Origin of the sequence: Streptomyces sp. NPDC048507, from assembly GCF_043199995.1 — a bacterium.
Classification (GTDB): Bacteria; Actinomycetota; Actinomycetes; order Streptomycetales; family Streptomycetaceae; genus Streptomyces.
On the sequence record NZ_JBICWZ010000026.1, the window covers coordinates 1 to 21075 of the forward strand.

Annotated in this window: 17 protein-coding genes and 1 pseudogene; 5 read left to right on the top strand and 13 right to left on the bottom strand. The window is 73.4% G+C overall.

Features of this window, described 5'->3' with window-relative positions; translation table 11 throughout:
- Positions 1-91 precede the first annotated feature (91 nt).
- Positions 92-847 (bottom strand): SIS domain-containing protein, encoded by a 756-nt coding sequence (locus tag ACGFXC_RS35370; protein WP_393719022.1) that lies wholly within the window; start codon positions 845-847, stop codon positions 92-94.
- Positions 848-1116: 269 nt separating this feature from the next.
- Here ACGFXC_RS35370 and ACGFXC_RS35375 point away from each other — a divergent pair, with 269 nt between their 5' ends.
- Positions 1117-1809: a metal-dependent transcriptional regulator gene (locus ACGFXC_RS35375; RefSeq protein WP_393719023.1), complete on the top strand. Its 693-nt coding sequence runs from the start codon at positions 1117-1119 to the stop codon at positions 1807-1809.
- A gap of 264 nt (positions 1810-2073) precedes the next feature.
- On the top strand, positions 2074-2946 hold the full coding sequence (locus tag ACGFXC_RS35380; protein WP_393719024.1) for an alpha/beta fold hydrolase: 873 nt from the start codon (positions 2074-2076) through the stop codon (positions 2944-2946).
- Between the two features lie 50 nt (positions 2947-2996).
- Here the strand turns inward: ACGFXC_RS35380 and ACGFXC_RS35385 are convergent, their stop codons facing one another.
- Both ACGFXC_RS35385 and ACGFXC_RS35390 read right to left on the bottom strand, forming a co-directional pair.
- On the bottom strand, positions 2997-3677 hold the full coding sequence (locus tag ACGFXC_RS35385; protein ID WP_393719025.1) for an alpha/beta fold hydrolase: 681 nt from the start codon (positions 3675-3677) through the stop codon (positions 2997-2999).
- Between the two features lie 65 nt (positions 3678-3742).
- The gene (locus tag ACGFXC_RS35390) at positions 3743-4705 is read right to left on the bottom strand and encodes an NADP-dependent oxidoreductase (protein ID WP_393719026.1); all 963 of its coding nucleotides are present in this window, start codon (positions 4703-4705) and stop codon (positions 3743-3745) included.
- 122 nt (positions 4706-4827) lie between these two features.
- Here ACGFXC_RS35390 and ACGFXC_RS35395 point away from each other — a divergent pair, with 122 nt between their 5' ends.
- Positions 4828-5898, top strand: a complete 1071-nt coding sequence (locus ACGFXC_RS35395) for a GlxA family transcriptional regulator (RefSeq protein WP_393719027.1) — start codon at positions 4828-4830, stop codon at positions 5896-5898.
- Here ACGFXC_RS35395 and ACGFXC_RS35400 read toward each other — a convergent pair.
- From ACGFXC_RS35400 to ACGFXC_RS35445, 10 genes and pseudogenes are all read right to left on the bottom strand, one after another.
- Positions 5853-5954, bottom strand: a pseudogene (locus ACGFXC_RS35400) (DUF397 domain-containing protein); the annotation flags it as partial. The gene ACGFXC_RS35395 and the pseudogene ACGFXC_RS35400 overlap by 46 nt on opposite strands.
- Before the next feature lie 346 nt (positions 5955-6300).
- On the bottom strand, positions 6301-7152 hold the full coding sequence (locus ACGFXC_RS35405; protein ID WP_393719028.1) for an alpha/beta fold hydrolase: 852 nt from the start codon (positions 7150-7152) through the stop codon (positions 6301-6303).
- A 67-nt stretch (positions 7153-7219) separates the two neighbouring features.
- Positions 7220-8257: a hypothetical protein gene (locus tag ACGFXC_RS35410; RefSeq protein WP_393719029.1), complete on the bottom strand. Its 1038-nt coding sequence runs from the start codon at positions 8255-8257 to the stop codon at positions 7220-7222.
- 100 nt (positions 8258-8357) lie between these two features.
- Positions 8358-8708: a hypothetical protein gene (locus tag ACGFXC_RS35415; protein ID WP_393719030.1), complete on the bottom strand. Its 351-nt coding sequence runs from the start codon at positions 8706-8708 to the stop codon at positions 8358-8360.
- A gap of 18 nt (positions 8709-8726) precedes the next feature.
- On the bottom strand, positions 8727-13283 hold the full coding sequence (locus ACGFXC_RS35420; RefSeq protein ID WP_393719031.1) for a putative T7SS-secreted protein: 4557 nt from the start codon (positions 13281-13283) through the stop codon (positions 8727-8729).
- Complete coding sequence (locus ACGFXC_RS35425) at positions 13280-13864, bottom strand: hypothetical protein (protein ID WP_393719032.1); 585 nt, start codon at positions 13862-13864, stop codon at positions 13280-13282. Before ACGFXC_RS35425 ends, ACGFXC_RS35420 begins: the two co-directional genes overlap by 4 nt.
- Entirely contained in the window at positions 13861-14286 is a 426-nt protein-coding gene (locus tag ACGFXC_RS35430) for an SseB family protein (RefSeq protein ID WP_393719033.1), read from the bottom strand. Before ACGFXC_RS35430 ends, ACGFXC_RS35425 begins: the two co-directional genes overlap by 4 nt.
- 207 nt (positions 14287-14493) lie before the next feature.
- Positions 14494-16137, bottom strand: a complete 1644-nt coding sequence (locus ACGFXC_RS35435) for a transporter (RefSeq protein WP_393719034.1) — start codon at positions 16135-16137, stop codon at positions 14494-14496.
- Positions 16134-16964: an ABC transporter ATP-binding protein gene (locus ACGFXC_RS35440; protein ID WP_393719035.1), complete on the bottom strand. Its 831-nt coding sequence runs from the start codon at positions 16962-16964 to the stop codon at positions 16134-16136. The genes ACGFXC_RS35435 and ACGFXC_RS35440 overlap by 4 nt, the downstream gene beginning before the upstream one ends.
- A 159-nt stretch (positions 16965-17123) precedes the next feature.
- The gene (locus tag ACGFXC_RS35445; protein ID WP_393719036.1) at positions 17124-17810 is read right to left on the bottom strand and encodes a bifunctional DNA primase/polymerase; all 687 of its coding nucleotides are present in this window, start codon (positions 17808-17810) and stop codon (positions 17124-17126) included.
- A 216-nt stretch (positions 17811-18026) separates the two neighbouring features.
- Here ACGFXC_RS35445 and ACGFXC_RS35450 point away from each other — a divergent pair, with 216 nt between their 5' ends.
- Together ACGFXC_RS35450 and ACGFXC_RS35455 are read left to right on the top strand one after the other, a co-directional pair.
- On the top strand, positions 18027-19409 hold the full coding sequence (locus ACGFXC_RS35450; protein ID WP_351827624.1) for a transcriptional regulator: 1383 nt from the start codon (positions 18027-18029) through the stop codon (positions 19407-19409).
- An 80-nt stretch (positions 19410-19489) separates the two neighbouring features.
- Entirely contained in the window at positions 19490-21064 is a 1575-nt protein-coding gene (locus tag ACGFXC_RS35455; RefSeq protein WP_393719037.1) for a hypothetical protein, read from the top strand.
- The last annotated feature ends 11 nt before the right edge of the window (positions 21065-21075 follow it).

Consider the following 21075-nt stretch of genomic DNA (forward strand, 5'->3'; position numbering starts at 1 on the left):
AGTACGAGGGCTTCCGCCCGGCACGCCGAGAGCACGCACCGGACGCCGCGGGGCCGCCCTCCGGGCTACGACACGACTTCGACGACAGCCCCTAGTGGCGGAAGAAGATCCGGTCGCCGTACTCCTGCATCACGCGGCCGTTCCACTCGTGGCCGCCGTCGACGTTGCCCGAGCGCAGCAGCGGCGGCTCCAGGCCGCGCGCGGCCAGTTCGCCGGCCGCCGCCGCCATCACCGCCTGCATGATCGCGCTGGTCACCACCGTCGAGGCGGGGGCGAAGGGGGCGTCGATGCCGTCGGCGGTCAGTTCCGCGTCGCCCACCGCGATCTTGCTGTCGAGGACGATGTCGCAGTGGTCCTTGAGGTAGGTGCCCGACACGTGCCTCGACTTGGTCCCCGTCGCGTACGCCACCGACGTCACGCCGATGACCTTGAGGCCGATCGCGCGGGCGTTCATCGCCATCTCGACGGGCAGCGCGTTGCGCCCGGAGAGGGAGATGATCACGAGGACGTCGCCGTCGGAGGCCGGGCTGCTGTCCAGGACCGCTCCGGCGAGCCCGTCGACCCGTTCCAGCGCGCTGCCCAGGGTGGCGGGCATGACGTCGACGCCGGCGGTGCCGGGGACGGCCAGGAAGTTCATCAGCGCGAGCCCGCCCGCCCGGTACACCACGTCCTGCGCGGGCAGCGAGGAGTGTCCGGCGCCGAAGGCGAAGAGCCGGTTCCCGTTCGCGACGGCCTGCGCGATCACGGCGCCCGCCTCGGCGATCCGGCTGCCCTCCTCGTCCCGCACCCGCTCCAGCAGGCCGATGGCGGCGTCGAAGAACTGCCCGGCCAGCTTGCTCTCGCTCATACGCCGAAGGCCCTTCCAGGGTGGGGTGAGGTGGCTGCGTCGTCGGTGTCCGCCGCTCACCGTGCGGTCTGGACCAAGGGCGTGTCAATACGAACGTCAATCCCGGGCCGAAAGGCCCCGCCACGTGGGCGGGCGGCGGCCCGCGGGGCGCCGGTGAAGATCCCCCGCACATGTCCAGTACATGCCTTGACGCTCGGCGCGGGACGGTTGTCCGTGCGATGCGTCAGAATTGGGGGCAGGGCCAGCGTCACGCAATCCGAGGGGCACGAATGTCCGGACTGATCGATACCACGGAGATGTATCTCCGCACCATCCTCGAGCTGGAAGAGGAAGGCGTGGTCCCCATGCGCGCTCGGATCGCGGAACGGCTGGACCAGAGCGGTCCGACCGTGAGCCAGACGGTCGCGCGCATGGAGCGTGACGGCCTGGTGGCGGTCGCCAGTGACCGGCACCTGGAGCTGACGGACGAGGGCCGCAAGCTGGCGACGCGCGTGATGCGCAAGCACCGCCTCGCGGAGTGCCTGCTCGTCGACGTCATCGGCCTGGAGTGGGAGCAGGTGCACGCCGAGGCCTGCCGCTGGGAGCACGTGATGAGCGAGGCGGTGGAGCGGCGCGTGCTGGAGCTGCTGCGGCACCCGACCGAGTCGCCGTACGGCAACCCGATCCCGGGGCTGGAGGAGCTGGGGGAGAAGGCCGAGGCGGACCCGTTCCTGGAGGAGGGCATGGTCAGCCTCTCGGAGCTGGACCCGGGCAGCGAGGGCAAGACGGTGATCGTGCGCCGGATCGGGGAGCCGATCCAGACCGACGCCCAGCTGATGTACACGCTGCGCCGGGCGGGCGTGCAGCCCGGCTCGGTGGTGAGCGTGACGGAGTCCCCGGGCGGGGTGCTGGTCGGCAGCGGCGGCGAGGCCGCCGAGCTGGATTCGGAGATCGCCTCGCACGTGTTCGTCGCCAAGCGCTGACGCCGTAGGAGCGGTGGAAGGTCCCGGCGCCTCGCGGCGCCGGGACCCGTCCTCCCCTGGCTGACCTGGAGCCCCGAGCTCTCAAGGTCATCCCCTTCGGACCGTCTTCCCCGAGCGGCCCGCCTCCCTGCTGAAAGGATCTCCATCGGCAGCGGCGGCCAATCCTTGAGCAAGGTCACTCGAAAGAGCGGTGTTGTCGGCGAGACGCCCGTTTTCGAATGCGGGTTCGATAGTCTGGCCGGGAGCGAAGGGGGTGCATCTGCGGTGGTACAGCGCATCGATGTGACGGGGGCCGACGGCTTCCGCCTTGCCGCCTGGGAGTTCCGCGAACCGCCGGCGGAGCCCCGGCATCCGCCCGTCCTGTTACTCCACGGCCTGATGGGCCGCGCCCTGCACTGGGCCGGCACCGCGCGCTGGCTCGGCGAGGAGCGCCGGGTCGTGGCCCTGGACCAGCGCGGCCACGGCCACAGCGAGCGGCCGCCCGCCGGCCCCGGCGTCCGCGATTCCCTGGGCCGCGAGGCCTTCGTGGCCGACGCCGAGGCGGTGATCGAGGGGCTCGGCATGGCGCCCGCGGTCCTGATCGGCCACTCGATGGGAGCGCTCACGGCCTGGCAGCTCGCCGCCCGCCGCCCCGAGCTCGTCCAGGCGGTGGTCATCTGCGACATGCGGGCGTCCGCGCTCGGCGAGGCCTCGCAGCAGGAGTGGGAGGAATGGTTCCGCCGCTGGCCGCTGCCCTTCCCCACACAGGACGCCGCCCGCCGCTGGTTCGGCGAGGACGACCCCCGGGTGGAACGCCCCGACCCCGGCCGCGGTGCCTTCTTCGCCGAGGTCATGCACCGGGCCCCGGACGGCTGGCGCCCGGTCTTCTCCCGTCACCAGATGCTGACCGCCCGCGAGACGTGGGTGCACGACGCCCATTGGGAGGAGCTGGCCCAGGTCCGCTGCCCCGCCCTGGTCGTCCGCGGCCTCGACGGCGAACTGGGCCGCGCGGAGGCCCAGGAGATGGTCCGCGTGCTCCCGGCGGGCCAGTACGCCGAGATCCCGGACGCGGGCCACTACCTCCACTACGACCAGCCGGCCGCCTGGCGGGCCGTCCTGGAACCCTTCCTGGAGGCCGTCACCGCCGGCGCCCACTGAGCCGGGGGCCGCGCTGACCCCGGGGCCCTGCCGGGGGCCCCGGGGTGGGGTCAGGCGCCGGGGGCGGCGTCCAGGAGCACCTTCAGGAGCTCGTCGGGGGCTTCGCCCATCACGTTGTGCCCCGACGCGACGGCGTGCGTGCGCCAGGAGGGGTCCGCGGAGAGCCGTTCGTAGAGCGCGGTGAAGGGGGAACCCCCGCCCCAGCCCGTCGCGTACACGAAGTCGCGGGGGCCGCCGACGCGCTCCAGCCCGCCCTCCAGGCGCACGGCCTGCATCAGGGAGGCCAGCGGGTGCGGGGTGGCCCGCGGGTCGAAGAAGGGCAGCGGGGCGCTCGCGTAGCCGGTCTCGCCCACGCCGTTCAGGTACCAGCCGCGCTCCCGCTCGGTGACGAGGGACCAGCAGGAGTCCCCGTCCCCGGGGACCAGGGCGTCGACGTAGACCAGGCCCGCCACCCGCTCCGGGGCGCGGTCGGCGGCCCCGGTGATCACCATGCCGCCGTAACTGTGGCCGACGAGCACGGCGTCGGTGACCTCGTGCTCGGCGAGGAGGTTCACGACGTCGGCGATGTGGGTGTCGAGGTTGACCGTGGCGGAGAGCAGGTGGCTGCGGTCGCCCACCCCGGTCAGGGTCAGTGCGAACGCCTGGTGCCCGTGGGCGCGCAGCAGCCGGGCGAGCGGTTCGAAGGTCCATGCGCCGTGCCACGCGCCGGGGACGAGGACGAAGGTGGCCATCGGGTTCTTCTCCTTGGCGGATCGGGGCTGTCGGTGGGCTGTTGGTGGGCCGTTGGCGGCCGGGGTCAGTGGGTGACGGAAAGGACGATCTTGCCAGTCGTCCCTCGGGTCTCGCTGAGCCGGTGGGCCTCCTGCGCCCGCTCCAGCGGGAACACCGCCTCGACGTGCGGCCGCAGCAGCCCCGCCTCCGCGAGGGCGGCCACCTCCCGCAGCCCCGCCTGGTCGGCCTCCACGGCCATGAACGCGGCGCGCAGCCCCAACGGCCGCGCCGCATCGGCCAGTCGGGCCTCGGCGGGGGAAGCGAGCGAGACCACCAGCCCGCCGGGGCGCAGCACGCGCAGCGAGCGCGGTCCGTACGCCCCGCCGATCGTGTCGATCACCACGTCCACCGGATCGAGCGCCGTCTCGAAGTCGGCCGTGGTGTAGTCGAGAGCCTCGTCCGCGCCGAGCCCGTGCAGGAAGGCGTGCTTGGCGGCCCGGGCGGTGCCGATGACGTGCGCCCCGCGCGCCTTGGCGATCTGCACCGCGAGGTGGCCGACGCCGCCCGCCGCCGCGTGTACCAGGACCCGCTGCCCGGGCCGCACGCCGGCGGTGTCCACCAGGGCCTGCCAGGCGGTCATCGCCGCGAGGGGCAGGGCGGCGGCCCGTACGTGGGTCAGTCCGGCCGGCTTGCGGACCAGGTGCCGGGCGGGCGAGGTGACGTACTGGGCGTACGTGCCCGCCGGGAGCGGGTGGCGCGGCATGCCGAACACCTCGTCGCCGGGGGCGAGGGTGGTGACGCCGGGGCCTACGGCCTCGACGACCCCGGAGAGGTCCCAGCCCAGCCGGATCGTCCCGGTGCCGAGTCCGCCGGAGGCCCGGTGCCAGGTGTCGGTCGGGTTGACCCCGGCGGCGTGGACCCGTACGAGGACCTCGGCCACCCCGGGCACCGGCCGCTCCACCTCGACGACCTTCAGCACCTCGGGCCCGCCGAAGCGGTCCTGCCCGATCGCCCGCATGCGCATACCCGTCGTTCCCGTCGTTCCCATCGTTTCCCCCTGGTCCGGTGGGGCCGTCGGCGGCCCGTCCGAGATCAGGTTCGCGCAGCGCGAAGGCCGGAACGAGTGGCAGGAATGTCAGCAAGTGAAAGAATCCTGCCATGATCGTCGACATGATCGGAAAGAGACCGCACCGCGTCGTCGTCCTGGCCCTCGAAGGCGTCTACCCCTTCGAGCTCAGCATCCCGGCCAAGATCTTCGGCACGGCGGCGGGCCCGGCCGGCGAACCCCTCTACGAGGTCACCACCTGCGGCCTCGACGGCGGCCCGGTGACGACGAGCGCGGACTACGCGCTCACCGTCTCCCACGGCCCCGAGGCCCTGCGCACGGCGGACACCCTCGTCATCCCGCCCTTCACCTGCGACCCCGACCCGGCCCGCGACTGGCTGCCGCCCGGCCTGGCCGGGGCCCTGGCGGGGGTGGCGCCCACCACCCGTCTCGTCTCGATCTGCTCGGCCTCGTACGTCCTCGCGGCGGCGGGCTTCCTCGACGGCCGCCGCGCCACGACGCACTGGAACGAGGCGGCGCGCTTCCAGCGGTGCTTCCCCCGCGTGGAGGTCGACCCGAAGGTGCTGTTCGTCGAGGACGGCCGGGTGTTCACGGCGGCCGGGGTCGCCGCCGGGGTCGACCTGTGCCTGCACCTGCTGCGCCGCGACCACGGCAGCGAGGTCGCCAACCGGGTGGCCCGGCTGTGCGTGGTCCCGCCGTGGCGGGAGGGCGGGCAGGCGCAGTACATCGAGAGCCCGATGCCGGAGCCCGCCACCGCCACCACGGCGGCCACCCGCGCCTGGGCGCTGGAGCACCTGCACCGGCCGCTGCCGCTGACGGAGCTGGCGGAGCACGCCCGGATGAGCGTACGTACCTTCTGCCGCCGCTTCGGGGAGGAGGTCGGCACGCCGCCGGGCCAGTGGCTGGCCCAGCGCCGGGTCGACCACGCCCGCCGCCTGCTGGAGACCACTGACCTCCCGGTGGACCAGGTCGCCGCCCGGTCGGGCTTCGGCACGGCCGTCTCCCTGCGCCAGCACCTGGCGGCGGCGATCGGCGTCTCCCCGACGGCCTACCGCCGCGCGTTCACGGCGTCCCCGAGGAAGACCCCCCAGGCGGCGGGGGAGACGGCGAGGACCCTGCTGGGCTCGGGCCCGTCCCCGACGAGCACGCGGCCCCCGTCGCCGACGGCGACGTAGACGCAGGAACTGCCTTCGGGGCAGTACGAGGACCGCTGCCAGCCGGGTTCGTGCACGGTCTTCCCCTCAGAGGTCTCGGGCAATGGAATGGATGAGATCGCGAGTCCGGCCGGGCGGCAGGGCCACCGCGTCGAGCTGGTGTCGAACGCCTACCGCCGCACCCGCGGCCCCTGCGCACTGCGGCTGCGCGCGATGGCGGCCGACCGGCTCCGGGTCGGGGTCTGGGACACCAGCCCCCGGATCCCGTCCCCCTTCGGCCCGCCGCCGCCCGAGGGCGGGCCGCGGGCTGCTCCTCGTACGGCTCTGCGCGGCCCGCTACGGCTCGTACCGGCTGAACGGCCCCCACGCGGGGAAGCTCCTGTGGGCCGAGTGCGTCCCCTGGGCGGTCACGGGGGGCCGGGTTCACATCGCGGCCACCTCGGCCAGCAGCCGGGCCGCCGGTGCCGGGTCGACCAGCCACTTCAGGTGGCTGCCGGGGAGCGTGCGGACGTCGTAGGGGTTCTGCGGCGTCAGCGCGTCGCCCTCGCGGATCATCCGGTCCTGCATGGCGGGCGGCACGCTGGTGTCCCCGGCCAGCCGGACGTACGTCCTGGGGATCCGCCCCCAGCTGCCGGCCCGCGCCCGGTCGTCGGGGGTGCCGACGTCGAGGTTCTCGTCGGGCTGGAAGGTGTTGAGGAGGACCAGGAACTCCTCGTCGGTCCCGTCGGCGAGGAAGGCCGCCTTGAAGGCCGCCAGGACGCCGGGGTCGCCGGTGCGGAAGTTGCAGCGCAGCAGACCGAGTTCGGCCGGGTTGCCGGCCATCGCCGACGCGAGGCCCGCGTTGTCGACGGTGGCCATCTCGGGTTCGGCGTAGTAGGCGCCGACGGGAAGGTCGACGGGGCACCAGGCGGAGACGTAGACGAGGCGGTCGATCAGGTCGGGCCGCTGGTTGGCCGCGACGGTGGCGGTCATGCCGCCGCGACTGTGGGAGACGAGGACGACCGGCCCGTTGCGCTTGGCCCGCTCCAGTATTCCGATGAGGTGAGCGGCGTTGTCGGCGAGCGTGACGCCCTTGACGGCCCCGGGTTCGGCGGCGAGCGCGGCGAGGTCCTGCGGTGCCTGGTAGGCCCGCGGGAACGTCGCCGCGAACCCGTGCCCCGGAAGGTCGACGGCGACCGAGCGGTGTCCGAGGAGGCCGAGTTCGGCCTGGAGCGGAGCGAAGGAGAAGGAGCTCGCGAAGGCCCCGTGGACCAGTACGAAGGTCGGTTCCTGCATCGGTCTGCACTCGCTTTCTGCCGCAATGGGGCGTGGCCGGAGGGGCGTTCACCGTAACTGGTGTAGATCATTCACGGGTGGCTACGGCCCAGCGGCCGAGGGTGCGGGACGTGCCGTCGTAGGTGAGCCAGGTGCCGTCGCCGAGGGGGAGTACGTGGCCGGTGGCCGGGCCGCCGGGGTAGGCGACGCGGCCGCGGACCTCCAGGGTGCGGGCGTCGAGCAGCCAGTGGTCCTCGGCGGTGGGCGCGATGACGGTGTCGGCGTCGACGAAGCCGCAGCCGTGGCCCCAGGAGGGCGGTGGGGCCTCGGGGCCGCCGTGCCCGTCCGGCGTGGCCGCGGCGAGGACGGAGCCGTCCAGGGCGTGCAGGTGCAGGTCGGCTCCGTAGTGCTCGACGGTGAGGAAGCCGCGGTGGGCCGGGTGGACGTCGGTGAGGATGCGGTCGAGCGTCTCGTTGAGGTCCCAGTCGATCAGCCGCTCGCCGTTCCAGCGGGCCCAGTGGAGCAGGATGCCGTCCTGCCCCATGCCGATGGACAGGCCCATGTGGACGCCGTCCGGGTGGGAGCGGTGGTGCGAGCCGGCGGCGGCGCCGTCCAGCGGCAGCCGGGCCAGCTCTCGGCCGTCCGTGGCGTCCAGTACGACCCAGAGCTCCCGCTCGCCGTCCGCGACGTGCGCCCAGACGAGCCGGCCGTCGTCGGAGACCCGGCAGGACCCGTGTGCGTAGCCGTCGCAGACCTCGTGCTCGTCCCCGGTGTGCGGATGGCCGGTCCTGGCGCCCCAGCAGCCGTGCCGGTACTCCCAGAGGGTCGCGCCCCCGTCCGCGGCCACGGCCCTGACGGCGCGCTGGCCGCTGAACACGGCGTACGAGCCGTCGGGGCTCACCGAGTGGACCCCGCGGTCCCAGCCCGGCCAGGGCAGCGGGAGGACGGCGGCGGGGGCGCGTTCGCCCGCGAACAGCTCGTCCAGGTCGTAGACCTCCAGCTCGTGCCCGTTCGGCAGGAGCGCCCGCCGCGGCCCGCCGGCCCGGCCCTCGAACCCGAAGCCGCCGACGAGCCCGTCCCCGCCCGGCAGTTCCACGGCCTCGCACATCACCACGTTGATCGCCATGCCCCGAACCTAAGTACCCCCACTGACACCGCCCGCCCGGCGCCGTCGTTCCCGGGCGCGCGGTTGCTCCCCCGTTCGAAGGGGTCGAATCTCTCGGCGGCTACGTGATGAGTGTTTCTTCGCTGAAGTCCAGGCTGGGGAAGACTTGCAGGATCATGCGGCCGACCGTGTCCTCGGTTCTGAACTCGACGACGATCCTTGTTTTCTGCGCCTCCTCGTCGAGCCACAGGAGCGTCGCTCCTTCGCGGTGAATTTTGAGGGGAAGTCCCCCTGTTGAAGGCGTCGAGTAAAGTGCTACGGAGCCGGTGATGGAGTTGTATGAGAAAGTCAACTCCTGGTCCGTGATGTCAGAAAGATGCAACGTGTAGCCGTAATCGCCCTCTGTGGCGGGCTCGATTCCGAGAGCGTTGACGAATGCCTGAGGGGGTGGTGTGACGAATTCTGATCCCATGCTGTTCTGCTCCTCCTGTTAGCCGGCGGGTTTCAGTGAGCGCCAGTAGCTGCCGCCTCTGATGATGACGGTAGTCAGCCTGGGGGTGCCGTCGGCTGCTATCTGCCATGTGGACTCCATTGAACGAATGCCGCTGGGGCCCATGAGTACTGAATGTGTTACCCCGTAGTTGCCGTATTCGTTGGCGAACATTTCTTCGAATATTCCGGCTGAGGCCGCCTCTTCGAGATGGGATCTGACGTATTCGCGTGAGGCTGGAGTGTCGCCGAAACCGATGCTTCTTAGCTGCTCCGCATTTTGCTTCGCGCGAGATGAATTATGGGGATCTGGTTTGATGTCACGGTTGAACAAATAGTTGAGCTTGCCTTCGGGGACCGCGGGGCAGGGTGAAAGGCCCAGGGGGTCCGACCAGGTGTGGGGGTTGGGGACGTAGGTGGTCGGGTTGGGGGAGGGGGCCAGGCCCAGGGGGTCCGGGGTGAGGTAGCGGGCCGTTTCGGGGTCGTAGGTGCGGAAGTGGTTGTGGTGGAGGCCGGTTTCGGGGTCGAAGTACTGGCCCGGGAAGCGGAGGGGGGTGTAGGCCTCGGCGTCGCGGGGCCAGGTGGTGGTGCCCCAGAGGGTGGAGCGGGCCCGCCAGGCGATGGCGCCGGACTCGGAGACCAGCTCCTTCGGGGTGCCGATGAGGTCCGTGACGATGGCGAAGAAGCGTTCGTCGGTGGTGCCGAGGACGCGTTCCGCCTGGGTGAGGGGGTGGAGGCCGTCGTGGGTCCAGGTGAGGGTCACCGGCCCGGTGGATTCCTCGCAGAGGGTGGTGCCGTCCCAGGTGAAGAGGACCGACTCCGCCACCTCGCCCGATGGCGTGAGGCGTCGCTTGGAGGCGCGGCGGCCCAGCGCGTCGTAGCGGTAGCGCCAGACCGTGCCGTCGGGGGTGGTCACCCCGCTCATGCGGTCTTCCGCGTCCCAGGTGTAGCGCCAGGTGTCCGGCTTGCGGGACGGGCGGCGTTTTTGGCGCAGCACCGTGCGGCCCAGCGCGTCGTGCTCGTAGCGGACCGCGCCGGCGGAGGTGATCCGGGTGCCCGCGTAGGTACGGGGCCCCTGGGCCTCCGCGCCGGGGTGGCGGGCCGGCCAGGCCGCGCCGGTCTGGTTGCCCGCGCCGTCGTACGCGTAGCGCTCCGACCAGTTCGCGGCGTCCACCGCCGTGACGCGCGACGCCGAGTCCAGGGTGAAGGCGGCCGGTCCCGCGAGGGCATCCGCCATCGAGGTGAGCGCGCCGTCCGCGCGGTACGCGTAGCCGCGGCGCTGGAGCGTGCGGCCGTCCCGTCCGGTCAGGTGCTGGCTGGTGAGGCGGCCCAGCGGGTCGTACTCCTGGGCGAGGGAGAGGCCCGCGCCCAGGGTGCGGGTGAGTTCGCGGCCCGCGGCATCGCGCTCGAAGGTGAGCGTGCGGCCCGAGGCGCTGAGCGAGGCGCGGCGGCCGGCCGCGTCGTACGTCCACTCGGAGTGTGCGCCGCCCGGCGTGGTGCGGGCGGTCCGGCGGCCGAGCGCGTCGTACGCGTACGTGGTGGTGCGGCCGTCCACCGTCTCCGCCCGCAGACGGCCGTGGCGGTCGCGCTCCCGGGTGAGGGTGGTGCCGTCGGGGGAGACGGCCCGCGCCAGTTCGCCGAAGGCGTCGTAGGCGTAGGAGGTGGTGCCGTCCGCCGTCTCCTTGGACACCAGGCGTGCGAGGGAGTCGTGTGCGTACGTGGTCCTCGCGCCCGTCGTGTCCGTGCGGGAGGACAGGTGCCCCGCCGGATCGTGCGCGTAGGTCGTGGTCCGGGCGTCGAAGTCGGTCTCCGCGGCGAGTCGGCCGGCTGGATCGTATGCGTAGGACCAGCTCAGGCCCTGGGGGTTGGTGACACCGGTGAGGCGGAGCTCCGTGTCGTGGGTGAAGGAGTGGCGGGTCCCGTCCGGGCCGGTGCGGGCGGTCAGCAGGTCGAAGTCCCCGTACTCGGAGACGGTCACCGCGCCCACGGCGTCCGTGTGGGTGACGCAATTGCCCTCGCCGTCGTACGTCCAGGACTCGGCCGCCCCGTCCGGTCCCTCCCGGTGCAGGAGGCGGCCTTCCACGCTCCAGCTCAGGTGCGTGGTGTGGCCGAGGGGATCCGTCACGGAGGTCGGGCGGCCGAAGGCGTCGCGGGTGTGGCGGGTGGTCCCGCCCAGGGGGTCGGTGACCTCCAGCGGCAGGCCCGCCGCATCGCAGCGCACAGTGGTGACCGCGCCCTGCGCATCGGTCACCGACGCCAGGTGGCCGCGGGCGTCGTGGGTGAAGCGCGTGGTGGTGCCGTCCGGGGCGGTGGCCGAGGTGCGGTTGCCCCGGTCGTCGTACGTGGCGCGGAAGACCCGGCCGTCCGGCTGGACGACCTCCACCGGCAGGCCCGTCGCGTCGTACACCGCTCGGACCTCGCTGCCGTCCGGGCGGATCAGGCGGACCAGGCGTCCGGCGTCGTCGTAGGCGAAGCTGGTGGTGTGGCCGAGCGCGTCCGTGCGGCTGGTCAGCCGGCCCGCGGCGTCGTGCGCGGACCGGGTCGTGGCGCCGGTCGGGTCGGTCTCGGCGGTGACCCGGGCGAGGTGGTCGACCTCGAACCGGGTGGCATGGCCCAGGGAGTCGGTGAGGACGGTGACGCCGTCCTCGTAAGCGAAGCGGACGTTCAGGTGGCCGTTGGTGCCGGACTGGGCGACGCAGCGGTCCCGGTCGTCGTAGACGTAGTCGAAGCGGCGGTCGTTGGTGTCGGTCCAGGAGGTGATCCTGCCGAGTCCGTCATAGCCGAACCGCAGCGGTCTGCCGCAGGAGTTGGTGACGTGGGTGAGGTGGCCGTCCGTGTAGGCGTAGCGCATCACCTCGGTGCCGTCCCCGAGGAAGAGGCCGGTGATCCGCCCGTCCGAGGTGGCCAGGCGCAGCTCGTAGCCGCCGCTGTGGACGAGGGAGAGCGGGGCGCCCGAGGCGTCGTAGGAGAAGGAGATCCACGTACCGCCGCGGCTGTCGAGCTGCGTGAGGAGGCCGTCGTGCGAGAAGTGGCGGACGAGACCGCTCAGCGGATCGGTGACCGTGAACCCTCCGTCCGCGTCGACGGTCAGCGGCCAGCGTTGCCCGTGGGCGGGGAGTACGGGGATCCCGGGTTCGGGGTGCGGGTAGGCGAGGAGGCTGCCGTCCTCGCGGATCAGGACGAGGCCCTCCGCGTCGGCCTCCAGCCGCTGGTCCACGGTGGACGCCCATGCCGGACCGAACCAGCGGCCCGTGCGGTACGAGGACTCGAAGGTCCGGGTGAAGACGAGCGGCAGCGAACCCGGCAGCACCAGATCGGTCTGCGGCAGGATCATCCGGCCCGTGGCCACCTCGACGGGGTCGCCCACGCACTTCAGCTCGGCCCTGGCCCGGGCCGCGGCCCGGGCCTCGGTCTCCACCGCCTGCCGGGCAGCCGTTTTGCCCGCCGCGGCCTCGGCCGCCCGGACGGCGCCGCCGCTGCCCTTGGTGCCGACGAGCTCGGGCAGCAGCCGCCCGGCGCCCTCGTACGCGTCGTCGCGGAAGGGGTCGACGAGGGCGCCGGCGACGCGTTCGGGATGGGCCGGGGCGGAGACCAGCCCGGCGAGGGTCATGTTGACGTTCTGGAGGTACTCGGCGGGGTGCGTGATGTTGTACGAGTCGAAGGGGCTCAGCCCCCGCGCGAAATTGATCATCCCCGCGGTGCCCTTGACGGCCCCGCCGACGACGTGGTTCAGCTCCAGGGCCTGCCCTGCCGCCTGGTCCGTCACCATGGCCACGGCCCGTTCGCGCGCCGAGGGCGCGGCGGGAGCGTGCTCCAGCGCGGCCCGCAGGGCGCGGCCGGCCGTATCCGCGGCGTCGTCGCGCTGGCGGCGGGCCTCGTCCAGGATCTCCTGGGCATGCTTCGCGTCGGCGGCGCCCGCGCCGACGTCCTGGACGGGAACCGGGCCCGGGTCCTTCCCGGCCGCCGCGTTCGCCCGGTAGGCGTCGGCCTGCCGGGTGTAGGCGTCGGCGGCGTCCTTGTGGGCCTTGAGCGCCTGCTGGTGGAGCAGGATGGCCTGTCCGGCCTGCCGCTGCGCCCAGTCCACCGTCTCCGCGTAGCGCTCCAGTGCGCCGCCCGCCGTCCGGCAGGCATCGGCGGCATGGAGCCAACCGGTCGGCTGCACGGCGAACTTCGCCCGGAAGGCGTCGGCCGCCGCGCCCTTCCAGTGGCCGGAATCCAGTGCCTTCATGCCCTGACCGACCTGGTCGAAGGCCGCCTGGAAGTCCTTCATGTGCGCTGCCGTCGTACGGATCGCCGACGGCGAGCCGTGGACCAGTTCGTCGGCCTGGTCGGTCTCCCCGAGCAACTGCTCGCGCACAGAAGCTCCGAGTGCCGACGCGATGTCGCCGCCGACGTCTTCGACCTGGTCGGCCAAGCGGTGCGCGCCCACCCGGTCGAGGACGCCCCCGAGGTTGTCGGCCGCCTTGCCGGCCTCCTCGCCGGCCCTCTTCTTCGCCGAGTCCCAGGTGTGCGCGAGTCCGTCGAGACCCCGGTCGGCGAGCTTGCCCCAGTCCGTCACGGCTGCTGCCCTTCCGTCCGCTCGCGCAGGGTCTCGGCCAGCTTCGCGCCGTCGTCCTTCCGGCTCGGAGCGATGTCCTCCCAGGTCTGCTTCCAGGCCCGGTCGCTGTTCTCCTTGGACTCGGCCAGGGACCCCGGGCCGTAGTCGGGATCGCGCAGGTTCGTGTACGGGTTGGCGGACAGGACGTCGCCCCAGTCCTTGTCGGCGACCTCCTGCTCGGACGCGTACGGGCTGCCCCCGGCGACCGCGTTGGCCAAGACCTTGAAGCCGCCCTGGACGTACTGATCTTGCTCGTGGACCATTCCGGCCGACAGGCCCACGTGGGCCGCGGACACGTTGGCCTGCTGGACCAGCGTGCGCACGCCCCAGCTCCAGCGTTCGCAGAACGCGTCCAGCTGCGAGGTCAGCCCGGCGTGGCCGCTCTGCAGGCCCGACAGCTTCAGCTCGGTGAATCCGTCGCCCATGCTCGCGGTGCCGATCGGGCCGAGCTCCTTCAGTTCCTTCAGGCAGTCCGTGATGCCCCGGGCGATCTGTGCCAACGCTGCCTTGGACACGTCGAGATCGGGCTGCTCCCCGCTCATGCCGCCGCCTCGCCGTCGACGGCCACGGTGTCCGCCACGATGCCCAGTACGGGCGGGAAGACCGCTCCGGCAGGACCCGCCGGATCGAGCGCCACTCCGCACGGGAAGTCCAGCGCCGCCACCACCTCGTCCAGCAACCGGGCGCCGCGCACCCGCCGGAAGGGCCACTCGTGCTCCGCCTCGCCCCGGGCCAGTGCGAAGCGCGACAGCGCCTCCTCGTCGGAGAAGGCACAGATCCAGTCCAGGCCGCCGAGTTCGGTCGTCCACAGGCCGCCCCGCTCGTCGAACGGGACGAGCACCACCCGGTCGCGGAACTCCGCCAGCCGCCGCAGGGCCGCCGGGTGCGGCCCGTCCGCCGGGTCCGGCGCCGGCCGGACCGCGGCTTCGGTGCGCGGGTGCCCCCATTCCTCGTCGAACCCCACCCGAACTCCCCCCGCACCGAACCGAACCCCACTGAATCGAACGCACTTTTGCATGGCGGGGTGGGAGGGGCAAATGTCGCGGTTCGGCAGTGCGCACATCCGGCCAGGCCGGGCCGGGCAGGGCCGGGGACGGCGCAGGGCCGGGGACGGCGCAGGGGGTGGCGGGCCCGGGGGCCGGCCACCCCCTGGGGGTGTGGGTGGGGCGGGTCAGCCCTTGCTGACCGCCGTCAGGATCTCCGGGAGCTTGCGGAAGACCGTCGGGGCGGCCAGGCGCAGGCCCGCCCAGGCGGACAGGGTGCCCCAGACGACGCCCGCCGGGAGCAGGATCCAGCGCAGGCCGTGCAGGCCGTCGGAGACGGTGAAGACGACGGTGAGGACGATCACCGGGGCGCTGACGACCACCGAGGCGACCATGCCGCCGAAGATGCCCATCCAGGCGAGCCCGCCCTGGCCCGGGGCGACGTTCTTGAAGGCGCCGTCCGTCGGGATCGAGTACGGGAAGTGCGCCGAGGCCAGGGCCCCCGTGAACAGCATCGCGCCCACCACCGCCAGGGACAGCCCCAGCGCCGCCGGGAAGCCGGACCAGTCGCCGAGCAGGGCCGCGGTGACGGCCGTGACCAGCGCCGAGTACGGGACGGCGATCAGGGCCAGCGCGGCGGCCCGGGCCCGCAGTTCCTCGTACGCGTCCCGCGGGCCGGTGATGGTCTGGGCGACCATCCAGAAGGCGGAGGTGTCCTGTCCGAACTGGTTGTACATCTGGATGCCGAGCATCCCCGCGCCGAAGCAGGCGAGGTAGACCGAGCCGGTGCCCTGGAGGGCGTTGAAGACCGGCACGATCGCCCCGACCGCCAGCGCGCTCACCCAGGCCGACTTCGTCTTCGGGTCGCGCACCACGTAGCGCAGCGTGCGCTGCATGACCGCGCCCGTGCGCCCGTCCGGCAGGAAGGACCAGACGCCGCCCGCCCCGTCCCGCTCCTTGCGCGGCGCCGCGGCCGCGAGGGTCGAGCCGTCCGGGGTGACCATCAGCTTGGTCAGGCTGCGCTCCCAGAACCACAGCAGCCCCGCCAGCGCCGCCAGGGTGAGGACCAGCTGCGCGGCGGCCGTGCCGTACGCGCCCCGGCCGGCCGAGTCGACCATGCCGACGGCCGTCGCGGGCGGCAGCCACCGCACCACTGCCTCGGCCGGCTCCAGCTGGGTCAGGCCGCCGGCCTGGAAGAGGCGCTGGCCGCCGAAGTTGACGGCCTGGGCGCCGACCGCGATCAGCAGCCCGCTCAGCACCGCGAGGTCGCGCCCCTTGCGGCTGGACAGCAGCCGTACGTTCGCGGTGGCCACGGCGCGGGCGAGCGCCACGAAGACGAGGAGCAGCAGCGGTACGGCCACCACCGCCGCCACCGCGCCGGCCGCGCCGCGCGCCACCGCCACCACCGAGCCGACGGCCAGGCAGAGCGAGAACAGCGGGCCGATGCCGACGAGCGAGGAGGCCAGCAGGGCCCGTACGAGCGGACGCGGGCGCAGCGGCAGCATCACCAGCCGGCTCGGGTCGAGCGTCTCGTCCCCGGAGGGGAAGAAGAGCGGCATGACCGCCCAGGCCAGGGCCATCAGCGCCGCGAGCAGCACGACGACCGTGGCGGCGTGCTGGTGGCCGTGCAGGAAGGACAGGCCGAGGGTGGCGAAGAAGCCGACGACGAGGCAGAAGACCAGGTTGGCGATCCAGACGGCCTTGCGCTTGGAGGAGCCCTTGAGCCCGTTGCGCAGCAGGGACAGCTTCAGCCGGACGAACAGCCCGGTGAGCGGGACCTCGGCGGCGCTGCTCACGGGGGCCGTCGCGGCCAGGGTGCCGGCGGCGCTCATCGTGCGCCGCCGAGCCAGTCGAGGGAGTCCCCGGCGGCGCGGTCCTGGGCGCCGACGAGTTCGAGGAAGGCGCTCTGCAGGGAGGGCGCGGAGCCCCGTACGTCGGCCAGCGGGCCGGCGGCGCGGATCTGCCCGGCGGCCATCACGGCCACCCAGTCGCAGAGCGATTCGACGAGCTCCATCACGTGGGAGGAGAACACGACGGTCGCACCGGACGCGGTGTAACGTTCCAGCACCCCGCGGATGGTCTGCGCCGACACGGGGTCGACGCCCTCGAACGGCTCGTCCAGGAAGAGGACTTCGGGGTTGTGCAGCAGGGCGGCGGCGAGGCCGATCTTCTTGCGCATGCCCGTGGAGTAGTCGATGACGAGCTTGTGCTGCGAGCCCGCGAGGTCGAGGACGTCCAGGAGCTGGGTGGCCCGCTTGTCGGTCTCCTCGCCGGGCAGTCCGCGCAGCCGGCCCATGTAGCCGAGGAGTTCGCGGCCGGAGAGGCGCTCGAACATCCGCAGGCCCTCGGGCAGGACGCCGATCCGCTTCTTCACCTCGACGGTGTCGGCCCACACGTCGTGTCCGGCGACGGTCACCCGGCCCATGTCGGGCCGCAGCAGGCCCGTGATCATCGAGAGGGTGGTGGTCTTGCCGGCGCCGTTGGGGCCGACGAGTCCGATGAACCGGCCCGCGGGCAGCTCCAGATCGATCCCCCCGACGGCCACCTGATCGCCGAACCGCTTCCACAGTCCCTCTACGCGTACCGCCGCGGCGGACGGCGCCGGTCGCGCCCCGTCCACCCCGTCCGTACCGCCTGCCGCATAACCCTGGTCCGGCATGCGCCTGCCTCTCGTTCTCATCCCCGTGGTCGTACGTTCTTCACCCTAGGAGCAGGGGGCGGGGCGAGAGCAGTTACGTATGTCATGAACTTGCGGGCAGGTATGTCAGTGGTGACACCGCCGGGGCCTTGACGTCCCGGCCGGGCCCTCGGCCCTCCCTCAGCCCTGGCGCCGCCCCCGGGCCGCCGCCGCCTCGCTGCCGCACGCGTACGCGAGCGCGTCGATCAGCTCCTCGGTGTCCGGCAGCCACCGGTTCGCGGGCGTGGGCTTGCGGGCCCACTGCACCGGGCCCCGGCCGCCGTAGCGGGTGGGCGGCGCGGCCACGTACTCGCCCTCGCCCCGCGCGACGAGGTCCAGGGCGTGCGGCAGCCAGCCCAGCTTGCGCACCAGGTCCGCGACCTTCGCACCGGCGCCCGGCAGGACGAAGAACAGCATCCGGTGGCCGGGGGTGAGGGTGACGGGGCCCAGGGTGCGCTGCATGCGTTCCAGCCGCGCCAGTGCCAGGAAGCCGGCCGCGTCCGGGACGTCCAGCGCGTCGAAGGTGCGGCCCGTCGGCAGCAGGATGGAGGCCCCGGGGTGCTTGGCCCAGATCCGGCGGACGCCCACCGCGCTGCCCGAGGCCTGCGCCGCCCAGTCCTTCGTCGCGGGGTGCGCACCGGGCGCCGGGCAGTCCGCCGACCCGCAGGAGCACAGTTCACGGCCGTCGCCGTGCTCCAGCCACGTACCCGCGAAGACGTCCCAGTGCCGCTCTTCCACGTACCGCACCGCATGGTCCAGCAGCTGCTCCCCACGCTGCTTGGGGATGGGCGCGGTCTCCGTGACTCCGATGGTCTCTTCCACGCCCATCACAACTCCCGCGGTCACCGGGGGTTACGGGCGTAAACCAGCCGGTGGGCGGTGCATCGATCCTGCATGCGGGGCGCACCGGTGCACGGGCGGGGGCGCATCGAAGGACGGGGCGCGGTCCCTGGGTAGCTACGCGACGCGGAGGGGAAGATTCTCCGCACATCAGGCGGGAAGTGATCATTCCAACGCTCTCCCGCGGCTTCAGGGGGTTTTCTCATGGCAGCCAGGCCTCTCGTCGCCCGTCAGCCGAACGAACGGCTGCAGGCGCTCATCCAGGAAGCCGGGTGCTCCAACGCCGGGCTCGCCCGGCGGGTCAACATGTGCGGGGCCGAGCACGGCCTCGATCTCCGCTACGACAAGACCTCCGTGGCCCGCTGGCTGCGCGGGCAGCAGCCGCGCGGCCGGGCTCCCGGCATCATCGCCGAGGCGATCGGCCGCAAACTCGGCCGGACCGTGACGATCGACGAGATCGGCATGGCCAACGGCAAGAACCTCGCCTCCGGGGTCGGCCTGCAGTTCTCCCCGACCGTCGTCGGCGCCATCGAGCAGGTCTGCGAGCTGTGGCGCAGCGACGTGGGACGCCGCGACTTCCTCTCCGGGTCGAGCGTGGCCGCCTCCGCGCTCGTCGAGCCCAGCCGCGACTGGCTGATCACCGGGGCCGATCCGCAGGTGGCCCGCAACGGCGGGGCCCGGGTGGGGATGTCGGACGTGGAGGCCGTCCGCGCCACCACCCAGGCGCTGACCGAGCTGGACCACCGCTTCGGCAGCGGGCACGTACGGCCCGTGGTGGTGCACTACCTCAACTCGGTGGTCTCCGGGCTGATCGGCGGCTCCTACCGGGAGCCGGTGGGGCGGGCGCTGTTCGCGGCCGTCGCCCGGCTCACCGAACTCGCCGGGTACATGGCGGTGGACACCGGGCAGCCGGGCCTGGCCCAGCGCTACTACATCCAGGCCCTGCGGCTGGCCCAGGCCGCGGGCGACCGCGCGTACGGGGGCTACGTGCTGGCCGCCTCCATGAGCCACCTCGCCGCCGAGCTGGGCAACCCGCGCGAGATCGCGCAGCTGGCGCGGGCCGCCCAGGAGGGGACCCGGGGGCAGGTCACTCCGAGGGTGGAGGCGATGTTCTACGCCGCCGAGGCGCGCGGGCACGCGCTGCTGGGCGACGCCAGGGCCACGGCGGTGCTGTCGGGCCGGGCGGTGACGGCGCTGGAGCGGGCGGAGCCGGAGTCGGGCGACGACCCGGTGTGGATCCGCCACTTCGACCGGGCCTACCTCGCGGACGAGCTGGCGCACTGCCACCGGGACCTCGGCCAGGCCGACGCGGCGGGCCGGCGGGCCGAGGAGGCGCTGCGCGGCCTGCCGGTGACCAAGGCCCGGCGGCGGGCCATCGGGCTGCTGCTGCTGGCGGCGGCGCAGGTGCAGCAGCGGGAGGTGGAGCAGGCCTGCCAGACGGCGACGAAGGCGGCGGAACTGCTGGGGACGCTGCGGTCGAGGCGGGGTGCGGAGTACCTGGAGGATTTCCGTACGCGGCTGGAGCCGTACCGGGAGGAAGCGGCCGTGCGGGAGTTCGGGGCGCGGCTGGAGGTTCAGGTGGCCTGACGTGTCCGGGGCGTGACCGGGTAGCGTGACCCGACGGTTCCGCAGGTTCAGGGGAAGTCGGAGAAGGCAGAGGAGTTCCGGTGACGACGCAGAGCGGACAAGGGGGCGTCCCCCGGCCCGGGGCGCCGGATCCGGCACGGCCGGAGCCGGATCCCGGGTACCCGGCGCAGCCGGCGCCGGGGGCCGGCGAGCCGTGGGGCGGCCCGGGGTACGGCTACCCGCCGCCGCACCAGGCCCCGTACGGGCAGCAGCCGCAGCAGCCCCAGCAGCAGTACGGGCAGGAGCAGCAGCCCCCGTACGGGCAGGACCCGCAGCAGCAGCCGTACGGCGCGCAGCCGCAGTACGGGCAGCCGCAGTACGGGCAGGGTCAGCCCGCGTACGGGTACCCGCCCGAGGGGCACGTGGTCGGACCCGGCTTCGAGGGCCCGGGCGACCCGCACGGCTACGGCTATCCGCCCCTGCCCGACGCGGTCACCCAGTACATCCCGCCCGTCCCGGCTGCCGACGCGCATCCGGGTGAGGCGGCGACCCAGTTCATAGCCCCCGTTCCGGGCGCCGGGCCGCATCCGGGTGAGGCGGCGACGCAGTTCATAGCCCCCGTTCCGGGCGCCGGGCCGCATCCGGGTGAGGCGGCGACGCAGTTCATAGCCCCCGTCCCGGCTGCCGACGCGCATCCGGGTGAGGCGGCGACGCAGTTCATCCCGCCCGTTCCCGGCGCTGCCGCGCAGGATCCGGCGGGCGCCGCGGCGCGGCACGCCGAGGCGGCCACGCAGTACATGGCGCCCGTGCCCGCAGCCCCGGTGGACCCCGCCGCTGCCGCCGAGGGCTTCGACTCGCTGTTCCGGGCCGACGACGGCGCCGCCGCCGGGCACACCCAGCAGCTGCCGCCGGTCCGGGCCGAGGCTCCGGCGCCCCGGCGGACACCGCCCCAGGCGCCGCCGCAGAACCGCCGGGCCCCGCTCCAGCAGCCCCCGCCGCCCCCGCAGCAGCAGTACGCACCGCCCCCGCCGCCCCCGCCGGCCGGGCGGCGGATCTCGCCCGTGGTCATCGCCGCCGGGGTCTTCGGGCTGGCGGTCGCCGGACTCGGCGTCGGTGCGCTGCTCGGCAACGGCAAGGCCCAGAACAACGACCCGGGCGCGGTGGTTCCGGCGTCCACCGGCTCGGCCAAGGGCGCGGCGGGGGAGGCCCCCGTCGACCCGGCCCGCCCGCAGGCCGTCCAGCTGGACAAACTGCTCGCGGACAGCAACGACAGCCGGGCCTCGGTGATCAAGGCCGTGGACGACATCAAGGAGTGCAAGAACCTGGGCCAGGCGGGCGAGGACCTGCGCGACGCGTCCCGCCAGCGCGAGGAGCTCGTCACCCGGCTCCAGGAGCTCAAGGTGGACCTGCTGCCGAACCACGCGCGGCTCTCGGCGGCCCTCACCAAGGCCTGGAAGGCGTCGGCGGCCGCCGACGACAGCTACGCGGACTGGGCGGACGACATGAGCCACGACAAGGGCGCCTGCAAGGACGGCAAGGCGAAGTCGACCGACAACGCCGCCGACGGCAACCGGTCGAGCGGCGAGGCCACCAAGTCCAAGGAGTCGGCGGCGGGCCTGTGGAACTCGATCGCGTCCAAGTACGGCCTCCCGCAGCGGGACAAGTCCGAGCTCTGAGCGGGGCCGGC